12 protein-coding genes are annotated in these 13691 nt (G+C 76.5%); 1 reads left to right on the plus strand and 11 read right to left on the minus strand.

Features of this window, described 5'->3' with window-relative positions; translation table 11 throughout:
- Window position 1: 1 nt before the first annotated feature.
- The 10 genes from BDZ31_RS21485 to BDZ31_RS21530 form a co-directional block, all read right to left on the minus strand.
- Complete coding sequence (locus BDZ31_RS21485) at window positions 2-1522, minus strand: UDP-N-acetylmuramoyl-L-alanyl-D-glutamate--2,6-diaminopimelate ligase (RefSeq protein ID WP_183344992.1); 1521 nt, start codon at window positions 1520-1522, stop codon at window positions 2-4.
- A gap of 50 nt (window positions 1523-1572) precedes the next feature.
- A complete protein-coding gene (locus BDZ31_RS21490) occupies window positions 1573-3237 on the minus strand; it encodes a peptidoglycan D,D-transpeptidase FtsI family protein (RefSeq protein WP_183344994.1) in 1665 nt (554 codons plus the stop codon).
- A gap of 8 nt (window positions 3238-3245) precedes the next feature.
- Window positions 3246-4697 (minus strand): FtsB/FtsL family cell division protein, encoded by a 1452-nt coding sequence (locus tag BDZ31_RS21495; RefSeq protein WP_183344996.1) that lies wholly within the window; start codon window positions 4695-4697, stop codon window positions 3246-3248.
- Entirely contained in the window at window positions 4694-5638 is a 945-nt protein-coding gene (gene rsmH / locus BDZ31_RS21500) for a 16S rRNA (cytosine(1402)-N(4))-methyltransferase RsmH (RefSeq protein ID WP_183344998.1), read from the minus strand. The genes BDZ31_RS21495 and rsmH overlap by 4 nt, the downstream gene beginning before the upstream one ends.
- A 43-nt stretch (window positions 5639-5681) precedes the next feature.
- Window positions 5682-6119: a division/cell wall cluster transcriptional repressor MraZ gene (gene mraZ, locus BDZ31_RS21505; protein WP_183345001.1), complete on the minus strand. Its 438-nt coding sequence runs from the start codon at window positions 6117-6119 to the stop codon at window positions 5682-5684.
- Window positions 6120-6450: 331 nt separating this feature from the next.
- Complete coding sequence (locus BDZ31_RS21510; protein WP_183345003.1) at window positions 6451-7512, minus strand: nitronate monooxygenase; 1062 nt, start codon at window positions 7510-7512, stop codon at window positions 6451-6453.
- 76 nt (window positions 7513-7588) lie between these two features.
- The gene (locus tag BDZ31_RS26120; RefSeq protein WP_183345004.1) at window positions 7589-8467 is read right to left on the minus strand and encodes a type II secretion system F family protein; all 879 of its coding nucleotides are present in this window, start codon (window positions 8465-8467) and stop codon (window positions 7589-7591) included.
- Window positions 8464-9309 carry a type II secretion system F family protein gene (locus tag BDZ31_RS21520; protein WP_183345006.1) on the minus strand — a complete coding sequence of 282 codons (846 nt, stop codon included), beginning with the start codon at window positions 9307-9309 and terminating at the stop codon, window positions 8464-8466. Before BDZ31_RS21520 ends, BDZ31_RS26120 begins: the two co-directional genes overlap by 4 nt.
- Before the next feature lie 169 nt (window positions 9310-9478).
- Window positions 9479-10705, minus strand: a complete 1227-nt coding sequence (locus tag BDZ31_RS21525; protein ID WP_183345007.1) for an ATPase, T2SS/T4P/T4SS family — start codon at window positions 10703-10705, stop codon at window positions 9479-9481.
- A 39-nt stretch (window positions 10706-10744) separates the two neighbouring features.
- Complete coding sequence (locus tag BDZ31_RS21530; protein WP_183345008.1) at window positions 10745-10963, minus strand: cysteine-rich CWC family protein; 219 nt, start codon at window positions 10961-10963, stop codon at window positions 10745-10747.
- A gap of 69 nt (window positions 10964-11032) precedes the next feature.
- Between BDZ31_RS21530 and BDZ31_RS21535 the strand changes: the two genes are divergently transcribed.
- Window positions 11033-12340 (plus strand): EAL and HDOD domain-containing protein, encoded by a 1308-nt coding sequence (locus BDZ31_RS21535; RefSeq protein ID WP_183345009.1) that lies wholly within the window; start codon window positions 11033-11035, stop codon window positions 12338-12340.
- On the opposite strand, the gene BDZ31_RS21540 is transcribed toward BDZ31_RS21535, so the two are convergent.
- Window positions 12283-13656, minus strand: a complete 1374-nt coding sequence (locus BDZ31_RS21540) for an HD-GYP domain-containing protein (RefSeq protein ID WP_183345010.1) — start codon at window positions 13654-13656, stop codon at window positions 12283-12285. The genes BDZ31_RS21535 and BDZ31_RS21540 overlap by 58 nt on opposite strands.
- Window positions 13657-13691: the final 35 nt, after the last annotated feature.

Raw genomic sequence — 13691 nt, forward strand, 5'->3', positions numbered from 1 at the left:
GCTACGCCGCCTTGCCCGCGCCGGTGCTCGACGGGGTGCCGCTGCCGCCGGCGCCGCGGGCGCGCAGCGCCTCGCGGGCGACGGTCACGTCGTCGAACGGGAGCTTCTCGCCGTTGGCGAACTCCTGGCCCTGCTCGTGGCCCTTGCCGGCGATCACGACGACGTCGCCGGGACGGGCCGCGGCGACGGCGTCGAAGATCGACCGGCGGCGGTCGACCTCGACGTGGACGTGGGGGCCGGTGCCGGTCCCCTCCACGACGTCGCGCAGGATCTGCTCGGGCGGCTCGGAGCGGGGGTTGTCTGAAGTCACGTACGCCTCGTCGGCGAGACGGGCCGCGATCCCCCCCATCAGCGGGCGCTTGCCGCGATCGCGGTCGCCGCCGCAGCCGAAGACGCACAGCACGCGCCCCTCGGTCAGGCCGCGGGCCGCTCTCAGCACGTTGTCGAGCGAGTCGGGCGTGTGGGCGTAGTCGACCAGCACGGCGAACGGCTGCCCCTCGTCGACCGGCTCGAAGCGACCGGGGACGCGGCCGGCGGTCGGCAGCGCAGCGGCGATCTCGGCGAGCGGGACGCCGAGCGCGCGGACGGCGGCGACGGCGCCGAGCACGTTCTCGACGTTGAAGCGGCCGGGCAGCGGCGTGCGCAGCTCCAGCGGGCCCTCGGGCGTCCGCGCGGTGAAGGTCGAGCCGGTCAGCCCGGTCGCCACGTCGCTCGCGCGGTAGTCGGCGTCGGCGTCGATCGCGATCGTCACCAGCGGCGCGTCGGCGGCGCGGATCTCGTCGGCCAGCCTGGCGCCCCAGGGATCGTCGACGTTGACGACCGCGACGCCCGGGCGCTCCCCGTGGGCTGGCAGGAACAGCTGCCGCTTGGCGGCGTAGTAGTCGTCCATCGTCGGGTGGAAGTCCAGGTGGTCCTGCGTCAGGTTGGTGAAGATCGCGGCGGCATGGCGGACCGCGTCGGCGCGGTGGAGTCTCAGCGCGTGCGAGGAGACCTCGATCGCGGCGGCGACGTCGCCGCCGTCGACCATCGCGCGGAAGTCGCGCTGCAGCTCGATCGCCTCGGCGGTCGTGCGCGTCACGTCGTGCTCCTCGCCGCCGACGATCGAGGTGACGGTGCCGAGCAGGCCGGTCTGGCGGCCGGCGGCCTCGAGCAGGCCGCGGACGAGGAAGGCGGTCGTCGTCTTGCCGTTGGTGCCGGTGACGCCGACGACGTCCAGCGCCTCGCTGGGGCGGCCGTAGAAGGCGGCCGCGGCCGGCGCCATCGCGGCGCGGACCGACGCGACCCGCACCTCCGGAACGCCGAGCCCGAGCGGCCGCTCGACGACGAGCGCCGACGCGCCGCGTGCGACGGCGTCGGGCGCGAAGTCGTGCCCGTCGCGCGTGAAGCCGGGCACGCAGAAGAAGAGCGTTCCCGGCTGGACCGTCCGATTGTCGTAGGCGAGCGCGGTGACCTCGGTCTCACCGGCGGCGGTGGCGAGCGCGGAGGCATCTGCGGCGCTGGCCATCACGTCCAGCAGCTTCATCGGGCGACGAGTGTACCCAGCCGACCCGACCGCTCCCCTGCCGGCCCCGGTCAATTCGGTCTGACGCCGAAGTACGGCAGCGCCCACGCCGCGATCTTCTGGAAGGCCGGCGCGGCGACCTGCCCGCCGTAGATCGAGCCCTGCGGCTCGTCGACGACGACCGCGATCAGCAGCTTCGGGTCGCTGGCCGGCGCGAAGCCCATGAACGAGGCGATGTAGCGCGATCTCGAGTACTCGCCCGTTCTGGCGTCGACCTTGTTGGCGGTGCCGGTCTTGCCGGCGAGGTCGTAGCCGGGGATCTCGGCCTCCGCGGCCGTGCCGCCGGCCGCCAGCACGCCCCTCAGCATCTCGCGCACCTCGGCCGCCGTCTGGCGCGAGATCACTCGTCTGCCGGGGTCGAGCGGCCGTCTGACCCCGCCGACCTCGTCGATCAGGCGCGGCGTGCGGAGGATGCCGCCGTTGGCGACCGCCGCGTACGCCTGCATCATCTGCATCGGCGTGACGGCCGCGCCCTGGCCGATCGGCAGGTTGGCGATCGAGGAGCCGGAGTAGTCGTCGTAGGTCGGCACGATCCCCTGCTCCTCGCCGGGAAGCGCGACGCCGGTCGGTCTGCCGAAGCCGAATCTGTCGACCCACTGGCTGAACCGTCTCGCGCCCATGTCGAGCGCGACCTTGACCGTGCCGATATTGCTCGACTCGGCGATGATCTGCGCGACGCTCGCCGTCTCCTCCCCGCGCGGGTGGTCGTCGTGGAGTATGCGGTCGGCGACCGGCAGCTCGACCGGCAGGTGGTAGGTCTTGTCGGGTGTCGCCGTGCCGTCCTCGAGCGCGCCGGCGACCGTGAACGCCTTGAAGGTCGAGCCGGGCTCGTAGGTGATGCCGACCGCGCGGTTGGCGTTCGCCCAGGCCGGCGCGCCGCCGGGGTTGTTGGCGTCGACGCGCGGCCAGTTCGCGAGCGCGAGGATCTCGCTCGTCTGCGGGTTCATCACGATCGCGGTCGCGCCTCTGACCGGACGCCACAGCTGGCCGACGCCCTCCAACACCGACTCGACCTTGTCCTGCAGCGCCGCGTCGAGCGTCAGTCTGATGTCCCTGCCCGGGACGGTCGGCGACACGTCCTTGATCGAGATCGGCTGGCCGAGCGCGTCGTTGACGATCCGCTGCACGCCGTCCTGGCCGCGCAGGATCCTGTCCTGGCCGTACTCGAGGCCGGTGCCGCCGCCGGGCTCCTCGCTCGCCGAGCCGAGCACCTGCGAGGCCGACCAGCCGCGCGGATAGGTCCGCAGCGAGCTGGCGGTGAGCGCGATCCCCTCGATCCCGAGCTTCTTGACCTTGTTGGCCTGCTCGGCGGGGAGGCGCCGCGCGAGGTAGACGAAGCCCGACCTGGTGTCGAGCTTTCTGAGGATCTCCTCCGGCTGCACGCCGAGCAGCGGCGCGAGCGCGTTGGCCGTTCTGAGCGGCTCTCTGATCAGGTACGGCGTCGCCGAGATGTCGCTCGCCGCCTCCGAGACGGCGAGGTAGCTGCCGCGGCGGTCGGTGATCGCGCCGCGCGGCGCGGGCAGCTCGAGCGTCTGCACCTGCTGGGTGGCGGCCGCCTGCTTCAGCGCCGGCGCCTTGACCGCGCCGAGCCAGCCGGCGCGGACGAACGCCGCGCCGAGCGCGAGCACGAAGATCAGGAAGAGGAAGCCGATGCGCCGGTCGGTCAGGCTCGGCATGGACGGCCTCACGCGGTCGGCGCGCTCGCGCCGCCGCCGGTGGTAGCCGGATCGGTCGACGCGCTGTCGGAGGTCGTGCCGGTCGTCCCGGTGGCGCCGGTGGCGGTGCCGCCGGTGCCGGTCGCGGTCGTGTCGGACATGCCGGTCGAGCCGCTGCCGGTCGTGGCGGCGCCCGTGTCGGGCGTCGCGCCGGTGGCGCCGGTGGCGCCGGTGGCGGCTCCGGTCGTGCCGGTCGCCGTGCCGGTGGTGCCGGCGCCGCTGGTCGCGCCGTCGCTCGTGCCCGTCGCGACTGTCCCGGTCGAGTCGGTCGCGTCGGCGCTCGCGCCGCTCGTCGTCGTGCCGCCGTCGGTCGAGGTCGCGGCGCCGCCGTCGCCGGTGGCGCCGGTCGCGGCGCCGCCGGCGAGCGCGCTGGCGGTCACCGTCTCGGGCGCGTCGGGGACGCGCATCGTGTGCAGCGCGGTCCGTGCGTCGTCGCGGCGCGCCTGGATGAAGCGCGGCGAGCCCTGCGGCGGCATCACGAGGCCCATCTGCGCCGCGGCGGCGGTGATCCGCTCGGTGCTGGAGAGCCGCGAGATGTCCGACCGCATCGCCTGGTTCTGCTCCTGCAGCCTGGCGCTCTGCTCGACCGCGGCGCCGATCCCGGCGTTCAGTCTCAGCAGCGACAGCTGCAGCGTGACGAGGCCGACGAGCAGTGTGCCGACGAGCACGATCCACAGGCGGCCGCCGATCAGGCGCTCGAGCAGACGGTGGTCGGGCAGCGCCCGCACCCACGCGACGAAGCGGGCGCCGAGCGGCAGGTCGGGACGGCTGGCCTGCCTCGGTGCGGGCGCGGGCGCGGGGCGGCGAACGGGGCGCACGGGCGCCGGCGCGCTCTCGCGCAGCGGCAGCGCGGCGGCCGCCGACGCGGCCGCGGCGACGCGCCCGGCGAGCGGGCCGGAGATGCGGCGGGCCGACGCGGCGGCGCGCCCGGCCCCCGCGCTCGCCGCGCGAGCGGACGCGGCGGCGCGACCGGCGCCGATGCCGGCGGCGCGGGCGGATGCGGCACGGGCCGAAGCGGCGGCGCGACCGGTGCCGGCGCTCGCGGCGCGGGAGCTCGCGGCGCGTGCGGACGCGGCAGCGCGCTTCGGCACGGCGGGACGGCTCGGCGCGGAGGCGCGCGGCGCGGGCGCTCCCCCGCTCTCGCGGCCCGGGGCCGTGCGCGGCGCGGGCGGCAGCTCGACGCGCTTGGCGCGGCGCTGCTTCGGGGCGGCCTGCGCGGCCTGGGCGGCGGCGACCCGCTCGTGCAGGCCGGTCGCGCGGCTCGACGCCGCCGGCTGGAAGCCGGTCGCGCGCTCCTGCTGCGCCGGGGCGGCCGGTCCGGAGACGCGGCGGGCCGGCGCGCCGGGCGCCCGGCGTCTGCCGCCGTGGCCGGCGCCGCCGGCGCGGCGGCGGGCGGCCGCGGTCGCGGGGGCGGGCGTCACGCGCGCCCCTCCAGCTTCTGCGCGCCGCGCAGGTGGGCCGACTTGGCGCGCGGGTTGTGAGCGACCTCGCCGGGGGTCGGCGCGATCGCGCGGCGGGTCAGCAGCTCGCCCTCGGGGGTGCGGCCGCAGACGCAGATCGGCAGGTCGGGAGGGCAGACGCAGCCGCGCGCGCGGTCGGCGAGGAAGCGCTTCACGCGCCGGTCCTCGAGCGAGTGGAAGGTGATCGCGGCGAGCTTGCCGCCGACGCGCAGCACGTCCCACGCGACCGGGAGGGCGCGGTCGACCTGGTCGAGCTCCTCGTTGACGGCGATGCGGATCGCCTGGAAGGTCCGCTTGGCGGGATGGCCGCCGGCGAACTGTGCCGGGATCGGGATCGCCGACTTGACGACCTCGACGAGCGCCTGCGTCGTCTCGATCGGCGCCTGCGCGCGGGCGCGCGCGATCGCGCGGGCGATTCTGCTCGCGTAGCGCTCCTCGCCGTACTCCTTCAGCAGGCGGGCGAGCTGGCGCTCGTCCCACTCGTTGACGACGACGTGGGCGGTCAGCACCTGGTCGGGATCCATCCGCATGTCGAGCGGCGCCTCGTAGGCGTAGGAGAAGCCGCGCTCCCAGGTGTCGACCTGCATCGACGACATGCCCAGGTCCATGTAGACGTGGTCGGCCGCGACTCCCTCGTCGCGCAGCTGCTCCAGTCCCTGCGCGAAGTCGGCGCGGATGAAGCGGGTGGCGCACGGGACCTCGGCGGCCAGCTCCGCGAAGCGCTCCTCCGCGAGCGGGTCGCGGTCGATGCCGATCAGCGTGCCGGCCGGGCCGATGCGGTCGGCGACGAGCCGCGCGTGACCGCCGCCGCCGAGCGTGCAGTCGACCGCGACGTCGCCGGGCTGCAGGTCGAGCAGCTCGATCAGCTCCCCGGCGAGGACGGGGATGTGGATGCCGGTCATGTCAAGGAGTGTGGCCACTTGGTTATGGAAAGCGCGGTTTAGCTCAGCCCGCGGACGACTGCAGGCCCGCGGCGATGTCGGACACGTTCTCCAGCACCTCGCCGTTGTACGCCGCCCAGCCGGCGCGGTCCCAGATCTCGAGGCACTCGCCCGCCCCCACGACGCTCACGTCCTTCGTGAGCTTCCCGGAGTCGAGCAGGAATCTCGGCACCATCACACGCCCCGCGCCGTCCAGCTCGGTCGGATGCGAGTTCGCCGTGAAGTGGCGCTTGAGCTTGCGGAACTCCGGCGAGAGCGGGCTGTGCCCCTCCAGCGCGGAGGCGGTCCACGCGTCGTAGTCCTCGGGCCGCCAGATCGCGACGCAGTCCTCGAGCCCGGCCGCCAGCACGATCCCCTCGGCGAAGGCGGCGCGGTACCGCGTCGGCACCGTCAGCCGATTCTTCGCGTCGAGCGTGAGGTCGAAGGTGCCGCGAAACGTCAAGGGTCATCGCCTGAAGAAGGTCCGAACCGGGGTGGCTGGGTGGGAGGAGCCCTGCCACCCCGGTCCGTGTGCGCAGCAAGCTAACCCACTCTCTCCCACTTTGCAACCCAACCCCCACCCTTTCCCCCACCTCTCATGGTCCTGAGTTCGCCGTCGGCGAAGAAAGCCCTTCTGAGCAGGACTTTTCGCGGTGGGGCGAAGTGGGAGGGCTGCTGGACGGATGACGCATCGCCCGTTGCATCCGGCGATCCTGGGCGCGTTCTTGCAGCGGTGGGGCGCCGTGGGGCGGAATCCGTCCGGACGGTGTGCCGAAGTGGGACGGCGTCGGCGGCTACGCGCCGACCTGCGCGGCCGCCGCGCGCAGGGCGGCGCGGGCCTCGTCGGCGAGGCGGCGGACCAGCTCGGCGGCGGGCTCGGAACGCGCCAGCTCGTGCGCCTGCCCGGCCCACAGGTTCAGCACCTCGGCGTCGCCCCGCGCGCGGGCCGCGGCGCGCAGCGGCGCGGTGAGATGGTGGACCTCGGGGTAGGCGCGCGGGGCGTCGGCCGAGTGCTCGCGCAGGAAGCGGTTGACGATCCCGCGCGCGGCACGCCCGCTGAAGGCACGCGTCAACGCGGTGTCGCCGGGCGCGGCGAGCGCGGCCCGGTGGGGCGCGGAGGTGCCGGCCTCTGGCGTCAGCATGAAGGCGCTGCCGAGCTGGACGGCGCCGGCGCCGGCCGCGAGCGCCGCGGCGACGCCGGCGCCCGTCATCACGCCGCCGGCCGCGACGAGCGGCAGCTCGACCGCCGCCGCCACGAGCTGCAGCAGCGCGAGCAGGCCGATGTCGCCGGGCGCGCCGTCGTCGAACCCGCCGCGATGTCCGCCCGCCTCGACGCCCTGGACGGCGAGCGCGTCGACGCCGAGCGCCGCGGCCGCGCGCGCCTCCTTCGGCGTCGTGACCGTCACCCACACGGCGCAGCCCGCCCGCTGCAGCGCGCCGACGGTCGCGGCGTCGGGGAGTCCGAAGGTGAACGAGACGACCGCCGGCCGCCGCTCCAGCAGCAGCGCGAGCTTCTCCGACCAGCGGTCGTCGTCGTGGCGCGGCGTCCCGGCGTCCGCGCCGTGCCGCTCGGCCTCGGCCTGGACGATCGCCGCGTAGCGCGCGACGACCGTCGGCGTCGCCGCCTCCGCCGGCGGCGCGAAGAGGTTGACGCCGAACGGCTCCGCCGTCGCCGCGCGGACCGCCGCGATCTCCTCGGCGACCGCCGCCGGATCCTTGTAGCCCGCGGCGAGGAAGCCGAGCCCGCCGGCCTTCGAGACGGCCGCCGCCAGCGCCGCGGTCGACGGCCCGCCGGCGAGCGGCGCCTGGACGATCGGATGGCGGAGGTCCTCAGGCGAGAAGCGTGCGGCGATCATCGCCAGGACCGTACCGCGCCCCTCCGACGGCGCTGCCTCGCGGACCCGTGCCACGCGGTCACGCTGCGGCCGCCGGCTACCCGGTGAACGCGGCGAGCATCGCGGCGCCGACGAGCAGGAGGACCGACGGGACCAGCAGCAGCGCGACGACGAGCTGGATCTTCGGCGCGGCGCGGGCGGCGCGCTCGTCGAGGCGGCGGGCGTCGGCGGCGCGGGCCTCGCGCGCCTGCGCCGACAGCGTCTCGCCAAGCGGCGCGCCGTGGCGGGCCGCCCGCTCGAGGCTGCGGACGAGCACCGCGACCCGGACGCTCGGACAGCGGCGGCCGAGCAGCTCCAGCGCCCGCTCGCGCGGCAGCCCCAGCTCGACCTGCGCGGCGAAGGTCCGCCACTCGCGCGCGAGCAGCCCGCCGGTGCGCCGGCCGATGTCGCCGAGCGCGCGCTCCAGCGGCAGCCCCGCGCCGACCGCGACCCGCAGCAGGTCGAGCAGGTCGGGAAGCTCACGCTCCATCTCCTGCCCGCGCCGGCGCGCGCGGCGCATCAGCCAGAGGTCGAGCGCGAGAAACGCCCCGGCCGGCAGCGCGAGCGCGACGAGCAGCCCGAGCCGGCCGGGCAGCAGCGGACCGAGCGGCACCGCCGCCGAGACACCTGCGAGCGCGGCGCCGCCCTTGACCGCCATCGCGTCGCCGGCGGTCATGCCGAACGGCTCGCCCGCGGCGACCAGCCGTTCGGCGAGGTCGCGCGGCGCCGCCGGCGCCCCGGCCTGCCGCCCGAGCCGGGCGAGCAGCGCGAGCAGTCGCTCCCGCAGCCGCCCGGCGCCGCTCCCCGCGGCCTCGTCCGCGTGCCGACCTGCCGCCTGCCTCGCCCCGGCGCGCTCGCCCCGCGCCGCCGCCAGCTCGACCAGCGCCACCGCCGTCAGCAGCCCCGCGAGCGCCGCCACCACCGCCGCCCCGCTCACGCGCGCACTCGCGACAGGCGGCGGATCGCGACGAGGGCGATCGCCTGCAGGAACAGCGCGAAGCCGGCGAGCCAGGCGGCGAGCGGCAGCGCCGCGACCGCCGCCAGCGCACCCGGGCTCGCCAACTCCGCGAGCGCGGCGGCGCCGGCCGGGAGGACCGTCACGACGCCGCCGGTGAAGCGGGCTTGAGCGGTCGCGGCGCGGGCGTCGTCGAGCAGCCGCTGCGCCTCCTCCTGCGCGCCGGCGAGCTCCCGCAGGAGCGTCGCGAGGTCGCCGCCCGCCTCGCGCTGCAGCAGGATCGCCCCGACGAGCGTGTCCCACGCCTGCCCGCCGGCCCGCGCGCGCAGCCGCTCCAGCACCGCGTCGACCGGCTCGCCGACGGCGATCGCCGCGGCGGCGCCGTCGAGCTCCGTGCGCGCCGCACCCTCCAGCCCGCGCGCCGTCTCGACGAGCGCGCCGCTGACGGCGTGCCCGGCGCCGAGCGCGTCGGCGAGCGACCGCGCGACCGCCGGCGCGGCCCGCTCCAGCTCCGCGCGATAGCGCTGCCGGCGCCGGCGCAGCAGCAGCCCGGCGCCGATCGGCCCGCCGGCGCCTGCGACGAGCGCCGCGAGCGGTCCGCCGACGAGCCATCCGCCTGCGCACAGCGTCGCGGTCCCGACGAGCGCGAGCCGGCGGCGCTCCGGCGGCGTCGGCTCACGCCCGTCGCGCCCGGCGCGGGCGAGCGGCCGCAGCAGCCGCGCCAGCCCGTCAGCCGGCACGCGCCCCTCGATCGCCGCCAGCGCCTCCCACAGCGCCAGCACCGCGACCGCCGCCGCCAGTCCCGCCAACGGCGCCGCGCTCACCGCCGCTCCCCAATCCCGCTCGCAGCAGCGCCGCGCCGAGCGAGCCCCGCGCGCCGCCCGGCACCCCGCCCCCGCGCCCGCACCCCGCGCCGCCCTGCAGCCCGCCCTGGCGACGGCACCCCGCGCCGCCCGGCACCCCGCCCCCGCGGGCACGCCCCGCGCCGGCCGCTCACCGCGCCCGCCCGAGCGCGCCGCCGCGCGCGCCGACGCCCTCCCCGGCCGCCGCGAGGCGCGCGGCCAGCGTCGCGGGCAGCGGCGCGCGCCACAGCGGGCGTCCGTCGCGCCGGGCGTACAGCTCGCGCGTGCCGACCCCGCCGGCCGCGCGCACGACCTCGCAGACGCTGACGACGCGGCGGGCGCCGTCGGGCTCGCGCCGCTGGTGGACGACGAGGTCGATCGCGCCCGCGACCTGCTCGCGCACGGCGCTGTGCGGCAACGCGACGTCGGCCATCAGCGCGAGCGTCTCGACGCGGCGCAGCGCCTCCTCCGCCGAGCCCGCGTGGACGGTCGAGAGCGATCCGTCGTGGCCGGAGGACATCGCCCCGAGCATGTCGAGCGCCTCCCCGCCGCGGACCTCGCCGACGACGATCCGGTCGGGGCGCATCCGCAGCGCGTTGCGGACCAGCCGGCGGATCGTCACCTCGCCGCGCCCCTCCAGCGACGCCGGCCGCGCCTCCAGCCGCACGACATGCGGCTGGCGCAGGCGCAGCTCGGCCGCGTCCTCGATCGTGACGATCCGCTCGCCGTCGGGGATGAAGCTCGACAGCGCCCCGAGCGTCGTCGTCTTGCCCGAGCCCGTCCCGCCGCTCACCAGGATCGTCAGCCGCGCCCGCACGCACGCGCGCAGGAGGTCGTGGAGCGGCCGGTCGATCGTGCCGGCGGCGACGAGGTCGTCGGGGCCGAAGCCGCGGCGCCGGAAGCGTCGGATCGTCAGCACCGGCCCGTCGAGCGCCAGCGGCGGGATCACGACGTTGACGCGCGACCCGTCCGGCAGGCGCGCGTCGCACAGCGGCGAGGCCTCGTCGACCCGCCGGCCGAGCGGCGCGAGGATCCGCTCGATCGCGTGGCGCAGCTCCTCGACCGAGCCGAACGCGACGTCGCTGGGCTCGATCCGCCCGCCGCGCTCGACCCACACCCGCCCCGGCCCGTTGACCATCACCTCGTCGACGGCCGGGTCGGCCAGCAGCGGCTCCAGCGGCCCGAGCCCGAAGGCCCGCTCGGAGACGCGCCGGCGCAGCTCGGCCCGCTCCTCCTCGCTGAGCAGCGCCGCCTCGCGCTCGACCAGCTCGTCGATCCGCGCGGCGGCCGGCCGCAGCGCCTCGTCGGCGGCCGCGCGCACGAGCCGGTCGCGCAGCGTCCCTGCGATCTCGTCGATGCGCTCCGCGCGACCAGCCACGCCGGGCCTGAGGGCGCGGCGTCCGGAAGTTCGCCCCCCCTACAGCGCCCGCATGCCGCGCCCCGGCACCCGCGTCAGCGGCAGCAGCCCCGCCGCGGCGCGCAGGCAGCCGGGGCAGAGGCAGCGGTCATAGCTCGCGCGCAGGCGCGCGAGCGCGGCGGCGTCGAGGTCGACCTGGTCGCACCAGCAGCGGCCGACGTCGGCGCCGCAGCCGAACTCCACCCCGCACGCCTCGCACCGCTGCCGTCTCGGCTCCATCGGCACATCTTCGCGCGCGCAGCCGCGTTCGCGCGCAAGTCTGCGGCCGCCGCGCCGATGACACGGACGATGAGCGTCTCGCTCGCCGATCCCCCGTTCCCGCTCGCGGACGACGTCGCGATCGCGCGCCAGCCGATCCACGACCGGCACATGCGCGTCGTCGGCTACGAGCTGCTCTTCCGCGGCACCGGCGGCGGCGACCGAAGCGACGAGGAGCGCGCGGCGAGCGTGATCGTCGAGACCCTGACCGGGATCGGGCTCGACGCGGTCGTCGGCAGGCGGCCGGCGCACGTCCTCGCCTCACGCCGCTTCCTGCTCGACGAGCATGCCTTCGCGCTGCCGCCCGCCCGCGTCGTGCTCGAGGTCGCCGCCCCGGCGCCGCGCGACGCGGCGATGCGCGAGGCGCTGGAGCGCCTCGCCGAGCGCGGGTACCGCGTCTCGCTCGTCTGCGACCCGAACGGGACGCTGCCAGAGCCGGCGATCACGCGCCTCGCGCACAGCGTCAAGCTCGACGTCGGCCAGCTCTCCCCCAACGAGCTGACAGCCGCCGCCGACCGCTTCGGCGCCGCCGCCCCGCTGCTGGTCGCCGCCGGCGTCGACGCCCCGGCGCTGCTCGACCGCTGCCTCGCGCTCGGCTTCCACTGCTTCCAGGGGTTCTTCTTCTGCAGCCCCGACGTCGTCCGCCCGCACGCGCCGCCGACGACGCGGCTGGCCGAGCTGCGCTCGCTCGCCGGCCTCTACCAGCGCTCGCTCACCTTCGAGGAGTTCGAGCGGATCATCGTGCGCGACGTCGGCCTCAGCTACCGGCTCCTCTGCTACCTCAACTCGGCCTTCTTCAACCTGCCGCGCCACGTCGCCTCGGTGCGCGAGGCGCTGATGATGCTCGGGATGAAGGCGGTGCGGCGGTGGGCGACGCTGGTCGCCCTGTCGGGCGCCGAGGACAAGCCGAACGAGCTGACCGTCACGGCGCTGCTGCGCGGCCGCCTGTGCGAGCTGATCGGCCGCCGCCGCCCGTCGCCGACTGCCGGCGCGGACGCGTTCTTCACCGTCGGGCTCTTCTCCGTGATGGACGCGATGATGGACGCGCCGCTGGAGCAGGTGCTCGACGCGCTGCCGCTGACCGCGGAGACGCGCGCGGCGCTGCTGCGCCGCGAGGGTCCGATGGGCGACGCGCTCGCCGCCGCGATCGCCTACGAACGCGGCGGCCTCGCCGAGGTCGAGCGGCGCCTCCCCAGCGTGCCCGTGCCCGAGCTGTACCTCGCCGCCGTCCGCTGGGCCGACGCCGCCTGCGGCGCACTCGACGGCGCGGAGGCTGCCGCTCAGGAGAGCGACGGCGTCGACGAGGGCGACGAGGCGCCCGCGTCGAGACCGGACTGAGCGAGCTCGCTCGCCGGCAGCATCCCGGCGCCGGCGCGGCCGGGGACGGCCAGCTCGCGGGCGACGACGCGCTCGATCGCCTCGACCACCTTGGGTGCGAACTGGCGGCCGGCGTGGGCGCGCAGCTCGTCGAGGGCCGACTCGGGCGAGCGGGCTTCGCGGTAGGAGCGGTCGGTCGTCATCGCGTTGAAGGCGTCGCAGGCGGCGACGACGGTCGCCTCGCGCGGGATCCTCTCCTCGGCCAGGCCGTCGGGATAGCCGCCGCCGTCCCAGCGCTCGTGCGACGCCCGCACGATCCTTCCGATGTCGGCGAGCGGGCCGCCGACGCGGTCGAGCATCCGCTGCCCCTCGATCGTGTGCGTCTTCATCAGCTCCCACTCCCTCTCGTCGAGCGGGCCCGGTCTGTTGATGATCTCGGTCGGGATGACGATCTTGCCGATGTCGTGGAGCAGCGCGGCGAGCTCGACGTTGTGCCGCTCGCGCGTGTCGAGGCCGAGCTCGTCGGCGACCTCCAGCGACAGCGCGACGACGCCGCGCGTGTGGTCGCCGCCGGTGTACTCGTCGGCGTCCTCGAGCAGGTCGCCGAGCAGCATCGCGATGCCGCGGTAGGCGCCGCCCAGCTCCAGCGCCTGCTCCAGCCGCTCGTTGCGCTCGCGCGCGAAGACGGTCAACAGCAGCGCCAGGGGGAGCACGAGCAGGAAGGCGTAGGGGCGGTCGACCGACGCCATCGCCGCCAGCACGCCGGCCGGGGTCAGCAGCGCGTCGACCAGCCATACCCACTCCAGCGCGCGCAGCTGGTCGCGCAGCGGGATGTCGAGCGCCAGCCGCGAGCGGATCGCCGAGACGACCAGCTCGATCCCGAACTGCGCGGCCAGCGCCGGGACGAGCCAGATCCAGTCGCCGCCGGTCGGGTCGACCGCGCCGGCCGCCAGCAGCACGAGCGCCGGGCCGACGGCATGCCAGGCGTCGCCGGGCAGCATCAGCGCGCGCGCCGGGTGGAGCTTGCCGCGCGCGTAGTCGGGGAGATTGCCGGCGAACATGCCGAGCAGCACCAGCAGCGGCACGTACTCGGTCGGCAGCGTGTACAGCATCGTCACGAAGACGAGCTGCGTCGGGACCGTGTGGCCGGCTCCGGCGTAGAAGCGGACGTGGGAGAGCGCCCCGTAGGCGACGACGAGCACGATCGCCGGGCCGAGCTGGAGCTCGCGCCCGGAGTCGAGCAGCAGCGCGATCGCCGCGGCGGCGAGCAGGAACGGCAGGCCGAGCGTCAGCTCGGCGCGGATCTCGTGCTTGGACGGCGGCGCCGCGCGTCTCATGCGCCGCACCTCTCCCGCCGCCGCACGGCAGCCCG

Source organism: Conexibacter arvalis, assembly GCF_014199525.1.
In the GTDB taxonomy this organism is placed as follows: domain Bacteria; phylum Actinomycetota; class Thermoleophilia; order Solirubrobacterales; family Solirubrobacteraceae; genus Conexibacter; species Conexibacter arvalis.